The 20,694-nt window shown below is 61.0% G+C and carries 18 protein-coding genes; 12 read left to right on the top strand and 6 right to left on the bottom strand.

Features of this window, described 5'->3' with window-relative positions; all coding sequences use genetic code 11:
• Positions 1–421: 421 nt before the first annotated feature.
• Entirely contained in the window at positions 422–1,771 is a 1,350-nt protein-coding gene (locus ASPU41_RS06040) for an APC family permease (RefSeq protein WP_231941184.1), read from the top strand.
• Positions 1,768–2,505, top strand: coding sequence for an IclR family transcriptional regulator (locus tag ASPU41_RS21945; protein ID WP_083266382.1), 738 nt, complete (start codon positions 1,768–1,770; stop codon positions 2,503–2,505). The genes ASPU41_RS06040 and ASPU41_RS21945 overlap by 4 nt, the downstream gene beginning before the upstream one ends.
• Before the next feature lie 255 nt (positions 2,506–2,760).
• On the opposite strand, the gene ASPU41_RS06035 is transcribed toward ASPU41_RS21945, so the two are convergent.
• The 6 genes from ASPU41_RS06035 to hxlB all read right to left on the bottom strand — a co-directional run bounded on the left by ASPU41_RS06035 (position 2,761) and on the right by hxlB (position 8,986).
• Positions 2,761–3,381 carry an MBL fold metallo-hydrolase gene (locus ASPU41_RS06035; RefSeq protein WP_069950160.1) on the bottom strand — a complete coding sequence of 207 codons (621 nt, stop codon included), beginning with the start codon at positions 3,379–3,381 and terminating at the stop codon, positions 2,761–2,763.
• Positions 3,378–4,484 (bottom strand): S-(hydroxymethyl)mycothiol dehydrogenase, encoded by a 1,107-nt coding sequence (locus ASPU41_RS06030; RefSeq protein ID WP_069950159.1) that lies wholly within the window; start codon positions 4,482–4,484, stop codon positions 3,378–3,380. The genes ASPU41_RS06035 and ASPU41_RS06030 overlap by 4 nt, the downstream gene beginning before the upstream one ends.
• 101 nt (positions 4,485–4,585) lie before the next feature.
• On the bottom strand, positions 4,586–5,578 hold the full coding sequence (locus ASPU41_RS06025; RefSeq protein ID WP_231941183.1) for a glucose-6-phosphate dehydrogenase assembly protein OpcA: 993 nt from the start codon (positions 5,576–5,578) through the stop codon (positions 4,586–4,588).
• A complete protein-coding gene (gene zwf, locus ASPU41_RS06020; RefSeq protein WP_083266381.1) occupies positions 5,575–7,152 on the bottom strand; it encodes a glucose-6-phosphate dehydrogenase in 1,578 nt (525 codons plus the stop codon). The genes ASPU41_RS06025 and zwf overlap by 4 nt, the downstream gene beginning before the upstream one ends.
• A gap of 528 nt (positions 7,153–7,680) precedes the next feature.
• Positions 7,681–8,304 carry a 3-hexulose-6-phosphate synthase gene (gene hxlA, locus ASPU41_RS06010; RefSeq protein WP_069950156.1) on the bottom strand — a complete coding sequence of 208 codons (624 nt, stop codon included), beginning with the start codon at positions 8,302–8,304 and terminating at the stop codon, positions 7,681–7,683.
• An 82-nt stretch (positions 8,305–8,386) separates the two neighbouring features.
• The gene (hxlB, locus tag ASPU41_RS06005) at positions 8,387–8,986 is read right to left on the bottom strand and encodes a 6-phospho-3-hexuloisomerase (protein ID WP_069950155.1); all 600 of its coding nucleotides are present in this window, start codon (positions 8,984–8,986) and stop codon (positions 8,387–8,389) included.
• 385 nt (positions 8,987–9,371) lie between these two features.
• On the opposite strand from hxlB, the gene ASPU41_RS06000 reads away from it, so the two are divergent.
• From ASPU41_RS06000 to ASPU41_RS05955, 10 genes are all read left to right on the top strand, one after another.
• Entirely contained in the window at positions 9,372–10,145 is a 774-nt protein-coding gene (locus ASPU41_RS06000) for a FadR/GntR family transcriptional regulator (protein ID WP_069950154.1), read from the top strand.
• 169 nt (positions 10,146–10,314) lie between these two features.
• Entirely contained in the window at positions 10,315–11,106 is a 792-nt protein-coding gene (locus ASPU41_RS05995) for a cache domain-containing protein (RefSeq protein ID WP_197515772.1), read from the top strand.
• A gap of 393 nt (positions 11,107–11,499) precedes the next feature.
• A complete protein-coding gene (locus ASPU41_RS05990; RefSeq protein WP_069950153.1) occupies positions 11,500–12,996 on the top strand; it encodes an APC family permease in 1,497 nt (498 codons plus the stop codon).
• A gap of 450 nt (positions 12,997–13,446) precedes the next feature.
• Positions 13,447–13,827 (top strand): cupin domain-containing protein, encoded by a 381-nt coding sequence (locus ASPU41_RS05985; protein WP_197515771.1) that lies wholly within the window; start codon positions 13,447–13,449, stop codon positions 13,825–13,827.
• Between the two features lie 9 nt (positions 13,828–13,836).
• A complete protein-coding gene (locus ASPU41_RS23700) occupies positions 13,837–14,322 on the top strand; it encodes a dimethylamine monooxygenase subunit DmmA family protein (RefSeq protein ID WP_069950151.1) in 486 nt (161 codons plus the stop codon).
• Complete coding sequence (locus ASPU41_RS05975) at positions 14,319–15,305, top strand: PDR/VanB family oxidoreductase (protein WP_069950150.1); 987 nt, start codon at positions 14,319–14,321, stop codon at positions 15,303–15,305. The genes ASPU41_RS23700 and ASPU41_RS05975 overlap by 4 nt, the downstream gene beginning before the upstream one ends.
• On the top strand, positions 15,302–16,300 hold the full coding sequence (locus tag ASPU41_RS05970; RefSeq protein WP_083266380.1) for a heme-dependent oxidative N-demethylase family protein: 999 nt from the start codon (positions 15,302–15,304) through the stop codon (positions 16,298–16,300). Before ASPU41_RS05975 ends, ASPU41_RS05970 begins: the two co-directional genes overlap by 4 nt.
• 350 nt (positions 16,301–16,650) lie before the next feature.
• Positions 16,651–18,618, top strand: a complete 1,968-nt coding sequence (locus tag ASPU41_RS05965; protein ID WP_069950149.1) for a primary-amine oxidase — start codon at positions 16,651–16,653, stop codon at positions 18,616–18,618.
• Between the two features lie 157 nt (positions 18,619–18,775).
• Entirely contained in the window at positions 18,776–19,444 is a 669-nt protein-coding gene (locus ASPU41_RS05960) for a DUF5134 domain-containing protein (RefSeq protein WP_069950148.1), read from the top strand.
• 109 nt (positions 19,445–19,553) lie between these two features.
• Positions 19,554–20,588, top strand: coding sequence for an IS30 family transposase (locus tag ASPU41_RS05955; RefSeq protein ID WP_069952410.1), 1,035 nt, complete (start codon positions 19,554–19,556; stop codon positions 20,586–20,588).
• Positions 20,589–20,694 lie beyond the last annotated feature (106 nt).

The following is a 20,694-nucleotide window of genomic DNA, read 5'->3' as shown; positions in this document are numbered from 1 at the left end:
AAGTTGCTAAGGGCCCATGGAGCTCTGCTCTGAACTCCCCTGGGGCATGACGCCGATCACGCACATTCCGTCCGTGTAGAAAAAATTACGCCACAGAATTCATCTAGGCGAGCTGTTTATAGCTATTCGCGTGAGAACTTCAGGGCCACCTCTTCCCACCTCAGTTAACATGTTGGAAACATTGGTAACCGGGACCGCGAGCATCCTCGCCCTGGCCGCGGTGCTAAGGTTTGGCACTTGAGGCTTGTGACTTGCGTCTCCAGCAAGCAGGCCGAGCGTGAGGGAAAGTTGGTGCCTGGTGTCTGCCCGTGCTGATCGGTTCATTACTCCCCGTTCTCCAGTGGAGGGTCTGAACCGCCGGAAACTCTCATTCCTGCCGGTTTTCGCACAAGCGATAGCCGCCGTGGCGCCCGCGGGTGCCATGTCTGTCATTCCGGCTCTTGTCTTTCCCGGTCTTGTCTTTGGATCCAGCGGACCGAACCTTGTGTTGACATTCGGTATAGCCATGGCGGTCATGGTTCTGGTTTCCTTCTGTCTGAGACCGATGGCAAAGCGCATGGCTGCGGTCAGCGGCCTCTACAGCTACACGGCGAAGGGACTTGGGCAGCGGACCGCAATTACCGCTGGCTGGTCCGCCATGTTCGGTTACGCCGTCGTCGCCATGGCCGGCCTACTGGTTGTCGGCACATATGTCGTTCAGCTGTTCATCAACCTTGGGGTAACCCCCGCGGACTCTAGAGTCGTCACTGTGCTGGTTATTCTTGCCACGGCGTCCGCCGCCTGTTTCCTCATGGTTCGGGGAATCCAGATATCCGCGTGGTCCACGTTGTTAATGGAGTCCATTTCAATTGGAGTCCTCGCCGTCCTCATGATTGCCTACTTCGCCTTTCACGCGCCGAAGGTTAACGTCGAGAGCTTGTTTGTCTGGACCGGGAACTTAGACTTGTTACCAATCGGAATCGTCGTTGCTGTAAGTGCCTTTGTCGGCTTCGAAAGCCCGACAACATTGGGAGGCGAGGCGCAGAGTCCTTTCGTCAGCGTCCCGAGGGCCATCACGTGGACCCCCATCATGGCGGGCGTGCTTTATCTTCTGGCCGTGATCTCCCAGGACGTGGCTCTCAAAGGGGCACCGCCAAACATTGTAGCCAGTTCCACACCGTTGTCTGACTTGTTTTCGCAGACTTCCCCCGTGTTCGCCGCAGTCCTCGACCTGGGCATCGCGGCATCTTGGTTTGCGTGCACTATCGCATCGGTAAATGCCCTTGCTCGCATAGTTTTCTGTATGGGAAGAGAAGGGGTTGCGCCGCGAATATTCGGCCGCACCCATCCCGCCTTTCGAACCCCCTCGACGGCAATCATTTGCGTAATGCCGGTAGTTGCCATGGTCCCAATCGCGATCATCATCTCTGGTACAAGTCCTGAGCGGGGCCTAGTGGACCTCTTCACCCTGGGCGCCTACGGATATCTGGGCTCCTATATTCTTGCCACCGCCTCCCTACCCTTCTTCCTACGCCGGATAGGAGAAAACACTCAGGTCAGCTGGATATTGGGAGCGTTATCCACCGTCACCCTCGGGGCCGTGCTCTGGACGGCAGCGGCGGCATCAGTTCGCACAGGCAACCTGCAGGCCGTCATCTATGGTGGCGTCGTCCTCGGCAGCCTCATCTACGCCACCTTCCTGCACCTCCGGCTACCCGAGCGTCTGGCGGCGGTGGGCATCTACGACGAGACCCGGGAATTAGACCTGTTTCGCGGTAGGCCCGACCGATGAACTACAGGGCATCGCATTCCAATGCAGCGTCCAACTCGTTCCGAATCCTGGAGATCGTGGCACGGCTCGGGACAGGGACTACGGCGAAAGAGATCACGAACGCGTTGCAGATGCCCCAGGCGACCGCCTACCGGATTCTGAATTCGCTCGTCGCGGATGAATATTTAGTCCGCACATCTAACCTCCGCGGATTCGCGCTCGGACACGCCCTGTCGGGCCTGGTTACGGCAGCGACTCCCCCCACCGTTCCCACCGCGGCCCGAACCGTCATAGAAAAATTCCGAAGTGGAAACCGTTTTGCAGTGCACTTAATCATGTTCCGGAACGCTTCCCTCAGAATCGCAGATGAAGATCCCGATTATCCGCTCCACTCAGTATTCGAAATGCTTCGGTATCCACACTGCTCTGCCGCAGGGAAACTGATGCTTGCTGAACTTGCCGATTCCGCACCCCCGTTCCCGAAAGGGCCGCTGAGGCAACTGACACGGCACACCATCACGGACAGGGGTCAACTGGAAGAACAACTCGCGGAAATAAGGATCAAGGGCGAGGCCTCTGAAATTAACGAATTAGAGCAAGGATCTGCCAGCCTGGCACTTCCAGTAAGACTGCCTAACGAACCGGTCGGCGCAGCCCTTTGCCTCTCCAGTCCTGCAGAACGGTTTGCCATAATCTGCGAACACTCGGAAGCGGCCCGCGACCTGACGTCACGACTGGCACCTTTGCTGTTCTGAATAGAAGTCGAAATGGAACGAGCCCGGCATTCCCTACGGCTGCATACCGACAGCCATAACTCAGTAATGCGGGCCAACGCCAAACGCAGAACTCGGTCCCGAGTACGCTTCGTGTCCGATTAGGCAACGGACAACCGGGGTAGTCCATAAACCGGCCAGTCAGCTAATGCGGATCCATGGATGCTCTCTCTCCACCCTCCCAGTGGCCGGTTGCGCCGGATCCGTCCTAGCGCCCTCGACAACCTCGATATGTCCTTACTGCGGGATTCTGTCCAGGGTGTCGCGCTCGGCCCCGATAGTGGTGTTCTCACCATGGCCGGTGCGGACCACCGTTTCAGGCGGAAGGGTCAGCAGCCGTTCCCGAATCGAAGCAACAATCGTGTTGTAGTCGCTGTAGGAACGCCCCGTGGCACCCGGACCGCCGTTGAACAGCGTGTCTCCAGTGAACACGGTTCCTTCGCTTTCCAGGTAGAAGCAGTTGGAGCCCGGAGAGTGGCCAGGGGTGTGGATGGCCCGCAGGGTTACCCCGCCCACCTTGAACACGTCGCCGTCGGCGAGCTCCTCGTCCGGTTTGTGGTCCGGGTAGACCTGTTCCCACAGCATGAGGTCATCAGGGTGGAGATGGATGGGGGCATCCACTGCCGCCGCGAGCTCCCGCGCCGGGCCGATGTGGTCATTGTGGGCGTGGGTCAGCAGGATGGCCAGGACCTTCCGGCCCCGGACCTGGTTGATGATCGCGCCTGCATCGTGCGGCGAATCGATGATCACGCACTCATCCTCGTTGCCCACAATCCAGACGTTGTTGTCCACGTCCCAAGTGCCGCCGTCGAGCGAAAACGTGCCCGAAGTGACGAGGTTTTCGATGGTGACGCTCATGAGAGCTCCTTCAGAGTCTGTAGTTCGACAACCGAGCGCAGGACCTTGCCGTCATGCATCTTGGCAAAGGCTTCCTCCACCTGGTCAATGGTGATGCGCTCGGTGACAAAGGCATCCAGGTCCAGGTTGCCCTGCCTGTAATGCGCCACGAGCATGGGGAAATCACGCGAGGGCAGGCAGTCCCCATACCAGGAGGACTTCAGCGACCCGCCCCGCCCAAAGACGTCCAGCAGGGGCAGCTCAAGCTTCATGTCCGGCCTCGGCACGCCCACCAGCACCACGCGGCCGGCGAGGTCGCGGGCATAGAACGCCTGCTTGTACGTTTCGGGACGTCCGACGGCGTCAATCACCAGGTCGGCGCCGTGGCCTTCCGTCAGCGCACGGATGGCTTCGACGGGATCCTCCCGGCTCGAGTCGACTCCGTGGGTGGCGCCCAGGTGCCTGGCCATTTCCACCTTGTTGGCGTCGATGTCCACGGCAATGATTGTGGTGGCACCGGCCAGCTTTGCGCCGGCGATTGCGGCGATGCCCACACCGCCGCAGCCGATCACGGCCACGGACTCGCCCCGCTTGACCTCACCCGTGTTGATGGCGGCACCGATGCCGGCCATCACGCCGCAGCCGAGCAGCCCGACGACGGCGGGATCGGCGTCGTCGTCAACCTTCGTGCACTGCCCTGCTGCCACCAGGGTCTTCTCCGCAAAGGCGCCAATGCCGAGCGCGGGAGTGAGTTCCGTGCCGTCTTCAAGCGTCATCTTCTGCGTGGCATTGTGCGTGTCAAAGCAGTACTGGGGCTGGCCCTTGGCGCAGGCGCGGCATTCCCCGCAGACAGCGCGCCAGTTCAGGATCACCCGATCGCCCGGGACGACGTCTGTGACGCCGGGTCCGACGGCGCTGACCACACCCGTGGCCTCATGGCCCAGCAGGTAGGGGAACTCATCGCCGATGCCGCCCTGCTTGTAGTCCAGGTCCGTATGGCAGACCCCGCACGTGAGAATGTCCACCAGCGCCTCCCCCGGCCCCGGATCCGGGACCAGAATAGTCTCGAGCGAAACCGGGGCATTCTTCTCCCGGGCGATGACGGCCTGAACTTTATGGACCATTTCTTGTGTTCCTTTCGTGGATCCGGCCGGCACCGGTGAATCGGCACCAAGTGCCAATCTAACTGGCGCGTTGGGGTTCCAGGCCTCGGTGGCGCGGTCCTTTAGACTGCGACCAGTGATAAGGCATCTCCGTTGCGTCTGGGCTCCCCGCTGCACGTGAACGTCAGGTGGGTTTCTTGGTGGATATTGGAAGTACCAAGACTACGAACCGTTTCGCCGAAGACGTCGTCGGGGTCGAGGCGGCGGAGTTCTTCGGCGAGGCAGTCCTTCAGGCTCCGGCGGGGCAGGGAGATGCGCTGCACCGGCTGTCCGGGCTGGGTCAGTTCCGCCACGGTGAGTCCGGGCCGGAACAGCTGCACGTCGCCCGCGGTGCGGGTCAGGCGCACGCGCCGGATCCCGGTGCCGGCCGGATCCGCGACGATTGTGACCGGCGCGTCCAGGGCCAGGGTGAGCCACGCGGCCAGCAGGATCGTGCTGGGGGAGTCGGAGGCGCCTTCGACGGCGACGGCCGTGACCGGGGAGCCGTCCACCTGGTCCAGGACGGCGGCGAGCTGGATCCGCCAGTTGGTCAGGCGGGTCCAGGCCAGGTCCGTGTCGCCGGCTTTGTAGGTCCGGCGGATGTTGTCCAGCGCGCGCTGCGGATCGGCCTCGTTGGCCGAGTCCGTGATCCGCCGGTGCGCGATGCGCCCGATCGAGGTCTCACACGCGTTCTTCGGGGCGCCGTGCGGCCACCAGGCCACGATCGGCGCATCCGGCAGCAGCAGGGCCGCGACGAGGGATTCGCTTTCCTCCGCCAGTTCGCCGTAGCCGCGGAGCACGATGACCTCGGAGGCTCCGGCGTCGCCGCCCACCCGGATCTGCGCATCGAGCCGGGTCGGCGCCTTGGCGCCGGCGTCGGCGAGGACGATGATCCGGCAGGGGTGTTCCCGGCTGGCCTCGTTCGCGGCCTCGATCGCGTCCTCTTCCAGCCCGGACCGGGTGACGACCACCAGGGTCAGCACCCGGCCCAGCGCGATCACGCCGCCCTGCTCGCGCAGGGCCATGATCTTCTTGGAAATCTTGGAGGTGGTGGTGTCGGGAAGATCTACGATCATGGCCTTCTCCAGGTTCGTCCGTCACGGGCAAGGAGCTCGTCGGCGGAGGCGGGGCCCCAGCTGCCGGGGGCGTAGGGTTCGGGCTGTTCGTCCAGGGACTCCCAGTAATGCTCGAACGGATCGAGGATTTTCCAGGACAGCTCGACTTCCGCGTGGCGGGGGAACAGCGGCGGCTCGCCGAGGAGCACGTCGAGGATGAGCCGCTCGTAGGCCTCCGGGCTGGACTCCGTGAAGGAGTGGCCGTAACCAAAGTCCATCGTGACGTCCCGGACTTCCATCTGCGTGCCGGGAACCTTGGAACCGAAGCGGATCGTGGCTCCCTCGTCGGGCTGGACCCGGATCACGACGGCGTTCTGGCCGAAGTCGTCCTCGCCGTGGTCGGTGAACAGCAGGTTGGGGGCGCGTTTGAGCACGACGGCGATCTCGGTCACCCGGCGGCCCAGCCGCTTGCCGGCGCGCAGGTAGAACGGCACCCCGGCCCAGCGGCGGGTGTTGATGTCCACCCGGATCGCGGCGAACGTCTCCGTCTTGGAGTCAGCGGGGATGCCGTCCTCCTCGAGGTAGCCGACCACCTTTTCGCCGCCCTGCCAGCCGCCGGTGAACTGCCCGCGGGCCGAGTGGGTGGAGAGGTCCTCGGGGAGCCGGACGGCGCCGAGGACCTTTTCCTTTTCGGCGCGGAGGTCATCGGCGTTGAAGGAGATCGGTTCCTCCATCGCGGTCAGCGCCAGGAGCTGGAGCAGGTGGTTCTGGATCACATCGCGCGCGGCGCCGACGCCGTCGTAGTAGCCCGCCCGGCCGCCGGTGCCGATGTCCTCGGCCATGGTGATCTGGACGTGGTCCACGTAGTTCGCGTTCCAGAGCGGCTCGAAGAGCTGGTTGGCGAAGCGCAGCGCCAGGATGTTCTGCACCGTCTCCTTGCCCAGGTAGTGGTCGATCCGGAAGACAGCGTCCTGCGGGAAGACCGACTCCACGATGTCGTTGAGCTGCCGGGCCGACTCGAGGTCGTGGCCGAACGGCTTCTCGATCACGACGCGGCGCCACTTGTCACCCTCGGCCTGGGCCAGTCCGTGCTTGGAGAGCTGCCGGCAGACCAGTTCGAAGGCCTTCGGCGGGATGGAGAGGTAGAACGCGTGGTTGCCGCGTGTTCCGCGTTGCTCATCGAGTTCGTCGATGGTTTCGGACAGCCGTTTGAAGGCGTCGTCGTCGTCGAACTCGCCCTGCACGAAGCGGACGCCCTGCGCGAGCTGCTCCCACACCGTCTCATCGAACGGCGTCCGGGCGTAGGCCTTGACCGCGGCCTTCACCTCGGCGGCGAAGTCCTCGTTTTCCCAGTTCCGCCGGGCGAAACCCACCAGGGCGAAGCTCGGCGGCAGCAGCCCGCGGTTGGCCAGGTCGTACACGGCCGGCATGAGTTTCTTGCGGGCGAGGTCCCCCGTGACCCCGAACAGGACCAGCGATGACGGTCCCGCAATACGGTTCAGGCGACGGTCCCGCGGATCCCGCAAAGGATTACGGCCCGATTTTCCGGTTCGCGGCCCGGACGTCACGCTTGTATCAACGTAGGTAAGTGGCATTGCTGCTTCTAACTTTTGACACGGCAGTGTGGCCGCGGAACGACGGTCACGAGAGTATCTGCTCGCGGGTCTCCCCATAGGGAACAGCGTCGCTGAGCGCGAGGGTGTAACGGCTCGGATCATGGCGGGTGACCAGAATGCCCGCATAGCAATTGGGCATCGCTACCTGCCGGAGCGCGGACTCTGCATCGTCGAGCAACTCGTAGAGTCGACTGGGCTCAGTAACGACGACTTCCAATTTGTGTGTGGCCTGACTTCGCATGATGAACAGATTCCTTCCTATTGGTTAGGGCTCCCTGTCTGCCACTCCGCATCCTGCGGTGTTGTGATCTTGGATCGGGTTCAGTGCGACGGGATCGTTTTAGTTCTTCCACCGAACCTGTACTGCCCGCGGTTACGTTTGTCCGCGGGCAGTACAGGAAACACATTCCGGGCTGCAGACCAGGCCCCAATCACAAGGTGGCTGCAGCCCGGAGGGAGCGTCCCGCGGCTTGTTGGGCCTACGGGACACCTCCGTCAACCGGCTGGTTAGATGATGGCCGCGCGGAGCTGCTTGGCTGCCAATGCCGGGTCGGCTGCACCGTAGATGGCGCCGCCGGCGACGGCGACATCGGCGCCGGCCTTCTGGACGTCTGCAATGGTGGCGAGCTTCACGCCGCCTGCCACGGAGAACGGAACGCGGGCTTCTGCGCCGGCGCGGAGCAGACCGTTCAGGTCGAAGCCGGGCTTTGCCTGCTCGTCCAGGCCAGCGTGCATCTCAACAAACTTCGCACCCAGGGCGCGGACTTCCTTGGCACGGGTAACCTTGTCCTCGACGCCGATGAGGTCAACGACAACGCCCTTGTTGTGGGCCTTGGCAGCCTTGACTGCGCCGGCGATGGTGGAGTCGTCGGCCGCACCGAGCACGGTGACCAGGTCAGCGCCGGCCTTGAAGGCGATGTCGGCTTCGAGTTCGCCGGCGTCCATAGTCTTGAGGTCAGCGAAAACAACCTTGTCCGGGTGGGCGTTCTTCATCGCGGTGACGACGGAGAGGCCTTCGGCCTTGATCAGCGGGGTACCGAGCTCAATGATGTCAACGAATTCGGCAACCTGGCCGGCGAGTTCGAGGGCGGCTTCGGTGGTCAGCAGGTCGATAGCAACTTGGAGCTTCATGATGGTGTTTTCTTTCTGTTGGGAAATGCGGTGGGTATTGAAAATTGAGTGGAAACTGCAGTAGGTGAAGTGTGAGCCTGGATTATTCGAGGTTTGCGTGCCTGAGCCAGAGCTCTTCGGCAGGCACATCCGTGTTGTCCCACAGGGACTGGAAGAGGGCCTCGGTGGCGAGGAAAAGTACCTGCTCGAAGAGGGACCCGGAGTACTGGCGGGAAACGTTGGAGCCGTGGTCGGTCTTCTGGGCGGCGGGAATGATAACCAGCGCGTCGGCGAGGGCGGCAAGTGGTGAACTCGCGTTGGTGGTGAACGCGGCAATCCGCGCTCCGGCCTTCGCCGCTGTTTCCGCTGACTTGACCACCCCCGAGGTCGTTCCCGATCCGGAGGCCACCAGGAGCAAGTCGCCGGAACTGATTGCGGGGGTCGTGGTGTCACCAGCGATGTGGACGTTCAGGCCCAGGTGCATCAGCCTCATGGCCGCCATCCGCAGGACGAGCCCGCTCCGGCCGGCACCGGCGACAAACACGCGGCCTGGTTGGGTAAGGTGGCGGGCCAGATCAGCAATCTGCTGTTCGTCGATCTTGGCCGCTGTGTCCGCGATCTCGTCCTTGACGAGAGAGAGATTCCGGACGATGTCATCCGTGGTGCTGTACCCGGTACGCGTCGCATTTGCTGTCGGATTCACGGTTTGTCCTTTCCATTCGGTCGTCAGCCTGGGAGCGGCCGAACGATGCTTTGCGGTTGATATCCATAATCCCGAAGCGGAAGAGCAGGGGTAACACTGTTTTTTGACGGTTCTAACTACACTTAAGGATTGGTGCCAGTGAGGTAGGCGGCGTAACTGCGTCTCATGGCCCCTTACAGCCTTCTGCCACCGCCATCATCAGGACTCTGGGCTGACGGACCGCGTTCGCGGGGCCACATGGAAGGGGGAACGCCACGCAGGCTGTGGAGCGAGTAGTGAGGGATTACTTTGAATAGATTCTTAAGAGCGGCGAAAGTCCAGAAAAGTTCGACCCTGACTGGTTAGGATTGACCAAACCCGTAAGCCCATTTCGGAGCGCAGACTCTTGGCCTCGCCAACCCCATTCCAATCCCAGATATACCGGTCCTTACCGGAAATCGAGAGGGCCGATGCGATCGTTGAAAGAATTTCCAAAGCCATTGGCCTTGGTCTTCTCAAAGTAGGCGAACGCTTACCACCCGAAGCCGCACTCTCGGACATGTTTGGGGTCGGCGGCGCCACCCTACGGGAGGCTTTGGCGGAGCTGAGGGACCAGGGAGTCGTGGAGACCCGCAGAGGCCGGAGCGGGGGAACCTTTATCGTCAACCAGCCGCCAACCCAAACCGACGCCATACGGAAGTGGTTTCTCTCCACGTCTATTTCGGAGATACGAGACATCGGCGACGAACACTCGGCCATAGCCGCCACGACCGTCCGTCTGGCCTGTGAGCGCGCCGAACCACACGACTTCGACCGTCTTCAGGAACTTGCGCGGGCACTTGTTCTGGCCACAACCCCTCAAGTGCGTGCACCTGCCGACAGCCGCTTCCACATCGAATTAGCAGTTTCCGCGCAATCACCCAGGCTAGTCAATGCGGAAATCCGCCTTCAGCAAGAAACAGTCCAACAGATATGGGCCCCGCTCGCCGCCGCACTTGACCCCGAGGCGGCAACCGCTGAACATCTGGAACTAGTCCGGGCCGTAGCCCAGGATCAACCCGAAAGGGCCCAGACGCTGGTACTGGCGCATATTAAGCGAAACATTTTTCACCTGATCGACACGAAACTCAGTCTCAGTTACGCTGCGTCAAGTGAAAATGCTAATGACCTCCAGGAGTAGCATTCGACCTGGAACCAGCAACCGCCCAACACTTGAAGGCGGCCTGGGCAGTGACCAGGACCGACCCGAGAGTGCCCAGAAACACACGGGACCTGAGCACACTAGGCGAAACACCTCTCCCCTGACCCCAACTCGCCTCGCGTTACGCCGAATCTAGCCAGGATGGCCAATGAACACCGACAACGAAGTCGTACATGCTGCCGATGCCCTCACTGCGTGGATAAGCGGCGTCGCCGACGAAACCAAGAAACTCTCCAGGAACGTGGCCTCGCTCGTGGAACGAAATCTCGCGGGAAAATCCAAAGTCGACAAAACTGCACTAGTCGGACTGGACGAAGTCGCGCGGGCATTCTTGGCTGGGAACTCTTATGCTGTGGGCGCCGGGACGTTCTTCGCCGCGGAGTCCGTCGAGGAGGGCGGTCGGGCCTTGGAATGGTGGATCCGCAATACCTCCGGAGCCATGGAAAGGCTTGATGCTGATCGGACTCCAGGGAGTAATCGATACTACGACTACGAAAAGCTGCCGTTCTTCTCGACCGCCGCTTCCACAGGTGAGCAGACTGTCTGGGGCCCGTACATAGACTATCTCGGCTTCGAGGAATACATCCTTACGTTCACGGCACCGTTTTCCGTCCACGGACACTTCACGGGGGTAGCTGGATGCGACATTAGGATCAAGGACCTAGAACCCCTGCTCATGCCCAGTTTGCGCGCCGTCTCAAGCGATGCCGCCCTCATCAACGCCAGCAACCGCGTCATTCTCGGCAACTCAGGGAGGTACCTGGTCGGCGAGCGGATCAAACCCGGCGCTTCAGACCAGCATCAAACGCCTCTGGATGTTCCCCATTTGGGACTATCGCTGGTCTACACAAAGTCGCTTCGCGCTCCCGAAGCAGCGGGTGCTGAAGGTCTGCTGGGAGCGAACGCGGTAGCGGCAAGCGACCTCCGCGACAAGGTGTAGATCGAAAAAAATATTTTTCTCGAAAACCTGTCGGACTGCAGCTATTAGCTGTAACCTCTGGGAGTGATCCATTTCACAGAGGATACCGTCGCCACTCGCAGGTCTTGCTCAAGCTCTCGCGAACCATGAAGAGTCTTCTCCGACTAGACACACCCACGCCGAAGTCGTTGCGAATTCAACCCAGATGGTGTCTTCCTACCGCGCATACCCCGCGTTTTCCACGTTCTTACATTGACGTAATGCATATCGGAGAACGCACTGGGCTTTGAACCATCGGCCCCACCTGATCCGCAGGAGGGTTGGTGGCCAATCGCCGGTCGTAGCCGGTTGCCGCCAGGACGAGCTATGCGTCCAGATTAATAATCGAATTTAGGCTTTCTAAGGGAGATTTTTATGAGTGAAAATCGTGTAAATGGGGTCGACCATCTGGAAAGGTCGATCGACTGGAAGCAGGGCATGGCCATCGCTATGGGTGTGCCCTTGCTGATTCTGCCGTCGCTAGGCTACTTTCCGATGTATGTGTCTGCCGCAGCGATTCTTATCTGGGGGTTATCGGTCCTTCAGGGTTTCATGCAGAACGCCGCGTACGCCGAATTGGCTACTACCTTTCCGAAGGCCTCCGGCCTGCCAGGTTTTGCGCAGCATGTGTTTCGCACCGAAAACTACCAAGGCAAGTACGACAAGGGCAAGCTGATCGGTGGCTTCACCGCCTGGAGCTACTGGTTTGCCTGGAACCCTGTATTGGCGATCTTCGCAATCCTGGTCGGCGGTTACCTTCATGGGCTGTTTCCGGTGCTGGGTGAGACATTTACCGAGTTTCAACTCGCATTGATATCAGGCGGGGTGATTTTCGTCGGACTGTTCGTGGTTAACTGGTTCGGTCTGAAGGATGGCGCCATGCTGGGTTACATCCTGGCGGCCGTATCTCTGATACCGCTGGTTATCCTGGCCGTGGCGCCTTTTGCTACCGGACACGTTGACATGGCCAACATCACCGGTAACTGGTGGCCGACTGACTGGGTCTGGGATATGCACCATATCCTGATCCTCTTTGGCATCTTCGGGATCGCACAGTGGAGTGCCTGTGGCTGGGAAACCGCGGCCATCTACGGCCCTGAATACAAAAACCCGTCCAAAGATGTCCCCAAAGCACTTCTTGCCTGCGGCATCATCTGCCTCATCCTTTACGTATTGGTACAAACCTCGGTGATCGGCGTTCTCGGTGTTGAGGGGGTCCAGGCCGAGCATGTGTCGCCCCTGATTCCAGTCGCCCAGGCTGTCTTTGGCGAAGCCGGTTCCGTGGTCACCATCATCATGTTGATCGCCGCCATGGTGCTCATCATCCAAACCGCTTACCTGGGTTCCTCCCGCGCCATGCACTCCATGTCAATGGAAGGCAACCTTCCTAAGGTTTTCGGCAAAACCAACCGCCACGGGACCCCGTTCATTGCGCTGATCGTCACCGCAGCGTTTAACATGGTGCTGATTTCCATGGGATCCCTCGCTGCAATTCTCGCCGCGGCCGCGATCGGTTATACCTTTGCCAACGGCATCAGCTTGTTCGCCTACGTCAAAGCTAAAAGGCACCCGGCCTTCGCTGGTCTGGAACGACCCTTCAAAGCACCCAAGGGATGGACAAACGTCGCCATGATCTTCGGCCTGTTCAATGTGCCACTGTGCCTGCTCGGCGTGGTCTACCTGAACAGCCTAGAAATCGGCTGGACCTCCACTTGGCTCGGCTTCATCGTACTGTCGCTCTACATACCAATCTGGTGGTACTCCCAGCACGAATCAAGGCGCTCAAACAACAAAACAACCACTGCCCCACTGTCAGACATCGATTCAGATAACGATGCCGCAGACCCCGACAGGGTTCTGGATCCCCGATAACAGGACCGGCATCTAGTTCTTCGGGTGGGGCGCGAGGTCGCTTTCGATACGCCAAGCCTGGGGTAAGGTCCAGTTCCTCGGATTCTTCGGCGCGCAATCAAGTGCTGTCCCATAGACAGGAGGGGCGCTTCACAGGAAGTAGGACGGGTTCGTCGAGCATGATGGCAGTTGCCCTTGACAGCTTCCACCTAGCAGCTGCCGCGGATCGCAAAACCTGTGGGCGGAATCCGAATTTTCACAAAAAAGACTGGACTAGATGAATTGCGTGACGTAGCTTTGCTAATGGGATGAGGCCAGTGATTCAGATCACACGGAAGAATTCCGAGGAGAGCTCCGCTGATCCTCGAGAAACAGAGGAAACCGCGGTCCGCGAGGAGCTTCCCGAAACGACACCCGGCGTTCTGACCTAAAGATGACCCGCCTTCCATAGCACTATTCAAAGGAGAAATCATGGAAACCACACTCGTAGGAACACTCAGTAAAGCTGGATCCATCCACAAGGTAGAAGGCGGCTATATCGGGCTGCCGTCCATGAACGAACCTGGAACGGTCGCTGCGATCGGCGACTCCCTCCACAACCCGGAGGGGTCCGTCATGAGCGCCGGATTCTTCGAACTGAAGGCTTCCGAGCCCTTGGTATACACGTACACCTACGACGAGATGAAGGTCGTCGTGCAGGGTGAGTTCATCCTTACCGACCAGTCGACAGGCGAAGTCACACACGCCAAAGAGCGCGACGTGCTGTTCTTCCCCAAGGGCACAACGGTCAAGTTTGAGACCCCTGAGTATGCTCTGGGGTTCTTCACCGGCCACCGCTCTTTCGCCCCGTAAGGATCGATCATGCGTTCCGTGTCCATGCCGTCGGCAATAGGCGCCGGCGTGGCACCTGGTTTCCGCGGTGTCATCTGTGTAAGCTTCGGCTCCACAGGTGACACCGCGGGTCTAGACGCCGATGTCCAGCCCCGGCACGATCTCCATTTCGAAGCTGCAACCGCGGACACCCTCTCGGAGTTGAAGTCTGCGCTCGGAAGTTCGCACGTCGGGGTCCGCCTCGTGCTCGTCGGCCCCCCGGCGGACATACGGGCAGCCGCAGCCGCCGCCGCGGAGTGTGGACTGCAGCAGGAGGAAATGACCCTGCTGAGTGATGACACCGCCCCGCGGGTTATTTACTGCCCACACTGCCATTCCACCACTAAAACCGGCCGGGCAGCCGGCTCGGAGGTGCAGTGCCAGGGATGCGGCACGGTCCTGGCCACCACTGACCACTTTTCGCGCCGGCTTGGCGCGTACCTAGGGTACTCCGCTCACGCCGAGGAGGCATTATGACTATCACGGCGCTGCCGATCAGTGCGCATCCAGCCGTGGCGGGAGGTCTCCAGCTGGAGGTGACGAAGGTCGCCGTTCAGACGGAATCCATCGTCACCATCACGCTGGCTGACCCAGCGGGCAGGAAACTGCCGTCCTATGTTCCGGGGAGCCACCTGGTGGTCCAGTACGGAAGCGGCGTAAACGCCTATTCGCTTACGGGTTCTGGCAACGGCCCGTCGGATTACACCATCTCAGTCCTCCGGGTCGAAGGCGGTGCCGGCGGTTCGGTCGCCATGCACCAGCTCTCAGTGGGTGACCGTGTTCAGGTTTCGCGGCCCCGAAGCGCCTTTGCCCCTGCATCAACGGCAACGCATCATCTGCTTGTTGCTGCAGGAATTGGAATCACGCCGATTCTTTCGCATGCAAGGGCCGCTGTCGAACGGGGCACCAAAGCTTCCCTGATCTACGTCCACCGGCCAGCGGCCGGAGCCCACATGGCGGAAGCCAAGCAGCTGTTAGGGCCGGGACTGACCGCGCTCATTGAGTGTACCGATCGCGGCAGTTTCGAGAAGGTTCTGACGGAATCGCTAACAACCCAGAGCCTGGGAACCCACCTCTATGTCTGCGGCCCGACTGCCTTCATGGATGCGGTTCTGGACCAGGCGCGTGAGCTTGGATGGACATCGGCGAGGCTGCACTCGGAAGCCTTCGGCGCGGCCGAGCTGGACGACGGCGAACCCTTCGCAGTAAACCTGGTTCGCAGCGGCCTCAGATTAGAGGTGCCCGCCGGCGTGTCGCTGCTGGAGACACTCGAAAGGGCAGGGAAAAGCATCCCCAACATGTGCCGCAAAGGCATTTGCGGTGACTGTGTTCTGCCCGTCCTTCGAGGAACCCCACTGCACCGGGATCTCTACCTCACCGACGAGGAAAAGGCAGCTAACACCACCATGATGTGTTGCGTTTCACGCAGCGAAGACCCAGAATTGGAGTTGGACCTTTGAGCATCACCATCGACAAAGACCCTGACATTGCTGTCCTCCCGGAACGCATCAGACGCTTTCCCTTCCCTTTTACCGGTGACAGCTACCGCTACAGCGCTAACGTCGAACCGGCCAACAAAACCGTGCCAACAGACGCTGGCGCCTGGGGGGCCGGGCTCATCGACATCGATGAGTTCTACCTCCCGGAACTGGCCGACCGCGACCAGATCCTGACCCGCGACCCCTCACGCATGCAGGTCCTGCCCCACATGCGGCCGGCTGTGTGGGACACGATCGCCACCCTGCTGCCCACCATGGCACAGGAATACCCGGACATCATGTCCTTCCACCGCGAAGGAAACGCCTGCCGCTGGCAGAACACCCTGCAGGGCCTCGACATTGAGTTCACCGTCGGCGACGATGACTCGCTGCCCATGGGCCCACTGCGGTTCCTGGGCAGCCAGATCCAGGATGACATCGTTCTCCTCGACGTTAGAGACAACACGATGTGGCTCGACGCCGGCCTGGTCAGCTTCGCCGCGGACTGGTCCTTCGGATTCGACGTCGGCATGAACTTCCTCGAGATCCACCACCCCGTCCCGCGGGTCAAGGAAGAGAACATCATCCGCCGCGCGGAGCAATTCCTCCTGCGGCTGCAACCCGGAGAACAGTTCCGCAGGACAAACTGGACTATGACTATCGGTCAGCGCTTGGACACCTCGACCGAAACCTACCCTGAATGGGGCCCCGACCGCGGAACCATCGCCACGGATCCCGACCTGCCCAACAAGCTCCACCTCCGAGTGGAAGTCCAGCACCTGATCCGCCTCCCACACACCGGGGTCCTGCTGTTCCTGATCCGGAGCTACCTCCTGCCCCTCGCCGACATCGCCAAGGTACCTGCTTGGCGAGAAAAGCTGGGCCACGTGTTGGCCGAACTACCGGAAGACATGGCCGAGTACAAAGGCATCATTCGCTACCGCAAAGCGGCAGCTGATTGGCTGCTAGCTGGCTGATCAGGCAACACAACCCGTGCCGATCCAGACAATAAGGGCGGCCGGTGAGCCGGCTGCGTAGGTTTCACAGACTCTGCGGTGATAGCTGGATTCCACAAGTGCAGGTATAAACAAGTCTGGACTAAATGATTTACATCGCGTAGCTTTGCGGCAAGGAGAAGCGCGTGATCGGCATCACCCCAGGGGAGTTCAGAGTAGAGCTTCACTGGGTCTTCTGTCCGGGCGTCCTTAAAGGCAGATTCCAGCACACTCGGTGGCTGCTTAGCCAAACCCCGATCTGTTAACGGGGCACTTCGGCACTCAGGCCGTCGGGATCCTCGTCCTGAAAGAAAGAATTTAAGGAGAAAAGCATGACTCTCAACACTGAAACCGAAACTGTAGTAGGGGTAGCGCACCCTCTGGATCCGTTGTCCCGGGCCGAGATTTCGCGGGCTGTCTCGATCCTCAAGGACGGGCCGGCTGCGGCTGAGTCGTTCCGCTTCATTAGCGTTGAGCTGCGCGAGCCGTCCAAGGAAGCCCTGAGGACCGGCGGGGAGACCGAACGCGAAGCGGACTCGGTGCTCGTTGACCGCGGCGCGGGAAATGCCTACGAAGCCATCGTCAACCTTGATTCGGGCATCGTCACGTCGTGGAAGCAGCTGGCCTCCGGCGTTCAGCCGCCCTTCATGCTGGACGAGTTTGCAGAAGGTGAAGAGAGCTGCCGAAAGAACCCGGAGGTCAAGGCGGCCCTTGCCAAGCGGGGCATCACCGATATGGACCTTGTCTGCTTCGAACCGTGGTCTGTGGGCTACTTCGGTGAAGACAACGAAGGACGGCGCCTGATGCGCGCCCTGGTCTTCGTCCGCCAGGAGCCCGATGACAGCCCTTACGCGCACCCGATCGAGAACTTCATCGTCATCGTCGACCTCAACTCCGGCGAAGTCGTAGAAGTCGAGGACGACCAGGCGATCCCCGTACCCAGTGCCAGCGGCAACTACCTGCCCAAGTACGTCGGGCCGGCCCGCACTGACCTCAAGCCCATCTCCATCACCCAGCCCGAGGGTGCGTCCTTCAAGGTCACGGGAAACCACGTCCAGTGGGCCGACTGGTCCTTCCGGGTCGGGTTCACTCCCCGGGAAGGCCTGGTGCTTCACCAGCTCCGCTTCCAGGACCAGGGCGTGGAGCGTCCGGTGATCAACAGGGCATCACTGTCCGAAATGGTGGTCCCCTATGGTGACACCGCCCCCGTCCAGGCAAAGAAGAACGCCTTCGACTCCGGCGAATACAACATCGGCAACATGGCCAACTCCCTCACCCTCGGCTGCGACTGCCTGGGCGAAATCAAGTACTTCGATGGCATCACCACCGACAGCCACGGCAACCCATGGACCATCGAGAACGCCATCTGCATGCACGAGGAAGACGATTCCATCCTGTGGAAGCACTTCGACTTCCGCGAGGGCACCGCCGAAACCCGGCGCAGCCGCAAGCTCGTGATCTCCTTCATCGCCACCGTCGCGAACTACGAGTACGCCTTCTACTGGCACCTGTTCCTCGACGGCAGCATCGAGTTCCTGGTCAAGGCCACCGGCATCCTGTCCACCGCCGCCCAGAAGCCCGGCGAGAAAACCCCGTACGGTCAGACGCTGAACAACGACGGGCTCTACGGACCCATCCACCAGCACATGTTCAACGTCCGCATGGACTTCGAAATCGACGGACCGAAGAATGTCGTCTACGAAGTGGACATGGAAATCCCCGAGAACAACCCCACACACACCGCGTTCAAGGCCGTGGACCGGCTGCTCGAAACCGAACAGGCAGCAATCCGCAAGGCAGACCACGACAAGCACCGCTTCTGGAAAATCGCCAACCGCGACAGCAGGAACCTCGTGGACGAACCAGTCGCCTACCGCCTCATCCCCACCAACGCCATCACCCTGGCCGCCGGCGATGAGTCCTTCGTCAGCAAACGAGCACAATTCGCCCGCAACAACCTCTGGGTCACCGCTTACGACCGCACCGAACGCTTCGCCGCCGGCGAATTCCCGAACCAAGCCACCGGCGCCGACGACGGCCTGCACATCTGGACCCAGGCAGACCGGAACATCGTCGATGAAGACATCGTGGTCTGGTACACCTTCGGCATGCACCACGTCGTCCGCCTCGAAGACTGGCCCGTCATGCCCCGCCAAAACATCGGCTTCATGCTCGAACCACACGGCTTCTTCAACCAAAACCCAACCCTCAACCTGCCCAGCTCGGCGACCCCCTCCGATCACTGCAGCCCAGAAACCACAAACCACTGCAGCTCAGAAACCGGACAAACAGCGCACTAAGCGACAAAGCAGAAACCAAGCTGCAGCATGCCACGGGGGCTGGAGCTGAATGAACTAGAGCTGGAGAAATAGCAGCCATTAATATACGGTCCCCGGTGCTGGCGCCAGCCACTCCGGGGACCGTTCCCGTCCCTACCCAAACCACAGTAGTGAGAGCGTGATCGGCGTGTTAAATATCCCCGCAGTTACCTGGACCCTCACGGTCATCCTGCTGCTCAGCGGAAGCTACTACTTACTGCAGGCTGTGAAGTCCCACACGCGCACGGACCAGATCAACAAAAGCCTCCATGCCCTCATGAACGTCCTGATGGCTGTGATGTTGTGGAACCTCGTGCCGTCGACCGTTCTGGCTCAGATCGCAGTCCTGACCGGCGCGGCACTGTGGTTTGTTATCCAGGCCGTAGCCCGGCCCGAATTCAAGTTACTCTGCGCGGGTAGCCAGGGCCGAGTGAAATGCGGCTACCACAGCCTCAGCATGGGCGGCGCTGCCTTCATGATCGCAATGATGAGCCATGCGGCTGCCAGTCCTGGAAACCCTGTTAACGCCAGCGGGATGTCGATGTCACACGGCCACCAGGCGATAGCAGGCGAAAATCACAACACAGCCGCAACAGCAATTGACCAGCAGCCCACCCTGGCGATCCTGTTGACCGTACTCTTCGGGGCTGCGGCAGTCATTTTCCTTATCCTTTTCCTGCGCAGCCACATAACGGCAAAGACCCCCAACAAAACGGCAGCCCCACGACTCTCCCTCCGTACAGAACACGGATTCGAAGCCCTTGGCGCAACCATTATGGCCCTCATGTTCGCCACCATGGCGGCTTGAGCGGACGTCCCTCATGCGGGGATATGACGCTGGAGATGTTAATCCTATGAATAAGAATGGGCGGTGTCATACCCTCGAAGCAACAACACGTTGAATAGAGGGGTTGCCGGTGGCGCGCAGGGCGTTGACTTTTTCGGATCGGGCGGATATCGCGGTGGGGCTTCAGGCCGGTAAAACGGACCGGCAGATCGGGTCCGATATCGGCCGGGACCACACGATCGTGTGGCGTGAACGGCGGCGGAATTCCACCAAGACCCGTGGCTACCGCCCTGTCACCGCAGACGTGAGGGCGGAGCGGAAACGCAGCCGTCCGCAGGCCCGGAAGATGGACACCGATCCTGTCCTCGCGGCACGGGTGAAGGCTGACCTGTTCCGGTCCAGGACGCCGCGGCAGATCGCCGGGCGCTTGCGTTTGGAAGCCACGGAGACCAGCGTTGAGACCATGGTTAAATCTCCTGACGCGCAAGGCCGGACCGTCTCCCACGAGGCCATCTACCGGTGGATCTACGCCCTGCCCAAGGGCGAGCTGGCGAAGTCCGGGATCCTGCTGCAGTCCAAACGAACCAAGCGAAAAACCCGCAAGCCGTTGGGTGAGCGGACAGGCGGGAGGATCATCGGCATGGTCAGCATCGATGACCGCCCGGAAGAGGCCGCGGACCGGCGGGTTCCAGGGGCGTGGGAAGGGGATCTCGTGGTCGGCAAGGCCGGCAGGACCGCTGTGGCCACGCTGGTGGAGCGGAACAGCAGATTCCTGATCATGCTCGGCCTTCCCGACGGCAAAAAGTCTGCAGGACTGGCCGATGTGCTGATCGAGAAAGTCAATGACCTGCCGGCACTGATGCGCGGATCCCTGACCTGGGACCAGGGCACCGAAATGGCCCGCCACGCCCAGCTGACACTCGCCACGGACCTGCCCGTGTACTTCGCCCACCCGCACTCACCGTGGGAGCGGCCCAGCAACGAAAACACCAACGGCCTCATCCGGGAATACCTGCCCAAAGGCGAAGTCCTTCCCAGCCACCAGCCGTTCCTGGACTCCATCGCCGATGAACTCAACGACAGACCACGCGCCGTCCTGGGCTACTTCACACCGAGGGAAGTATTCACCAAGCTACTCAACGACGACGTTGCTAAGACGGGTTGACACCGCCATGATTCGCTTCGGCCTACACTTATCAGCCTGTCGAGCGCCGAACGCGGAACGCGTCCACAAGCGGAAGCAGCGGCCATGAGAACCCGAACCCTAAGTG

This window comes from Arthrobacter sp. U41 (assembly GCF_001750145.1).
Taxonomy (GTDB): domain Bacteria; phylum Actinomycetota; class Actinomycetes; order Actinomycetales; family Micrococcaceae; genus Arthrobacter.
This window is presented reverse-complemented; position numbering and strand designations above follow the sequence as displayed.

Excerpts from the sequence above, each read along its gene's own strand:
- ASPU41_RS06040 (WP_231941184.1), top strand. The coding sequence starts at position 422 with ATGTCTGTCATTCCGGCTCTTGTCTTTCCCGGTCTTGTCTTTGGATCC.
- ASPU41_RS21945 (WP_083266382.1), top strand. The coding sequence starts at position 1,768 with ATGAACTACAGGGCATCGCATTCCAATGCAGCGTCCAACTCGTTCCGA.
- ASPU41_RS06035 (WP_069950160.1), bottom strand. The coding sequence starts at position 3,381 with ATGAGCGTCACCATCGAAAACCTCGTCACTTCGGGCACGTTTTCGCTC.
- ASPU41_RS06030 (WP_069950159.1), bottom strand. The coding sequence starts at position 4,484 with ATGGTCCATAAAGTTCAGGCCGTCATCGCCCGGGAGAAGAATGCCCCG.
- ASPU41_RS06025 (WP_231941183.1), bottom strand. The coding sequence starts at position 5,578 with ATGATCGTAGATCTTCCCGACACCACCACCTCCAAGATTTCCAAGAAG.
- zwf (WP_083266381.1), bottom strand. The coding sequence starts at position 7,152 with ATGCCACTTACCTACGTTGATACAAGCGTGACGTCCGGGCCGCGAACC.
- hxlA (WP_069950156.1), bottom strand. The coding sequence starts at position 8,304 with ATGAAGCTCCAAGTTGCTATCGACCTGCTGACCACCGAAGCCGCCCTC.
- ASPU41_RS05995 (WP_197515772.1), top strand. The coding sequence starts at position 10,315 with ATGAACACCGACAACGAAGTCGTACATGCTGCCGATGCCCTCACTGCG.
- ASPU41_RS05990 (WP_069950153.1), top strand. The coding sequence starts at position 11,500 with ATGAGTGAAAATCGTGTAAATGGGGTCGACCATCTGGAAAGGTCGATC.
- ASPU41_RS05985 (WP_197515771.1), top strand. The coding sequence starts at position 13,447 with ATGGAAACCACACTCGTAGGAACACTCAGTAAAGCTGGATCCATCCAC.
- ASPU41_RS23700 (WP_069950151.1), top strand. The coding sequence starts at position 13,837 with ATGCGTTCCGTGTCCATGCCGTCGGCAATAGGCGCCGGCGTGGCACCT.
- ASPU41_RS05975 (WP_069950150.1), top strand. The coding sequence starts at position 14,319 with ATGACTATCACGGCGCTGCCGATCAGTGCGCATCCAGCCGTGGCGGGA.
- ASPU41_RS05965 (WP_069950149.1), top strand. The coding sequence starts at position 16,651 with ATGACTCTCAACACTGAAACCGAAACTGTAGTAGGGGTAGCGCACCCT.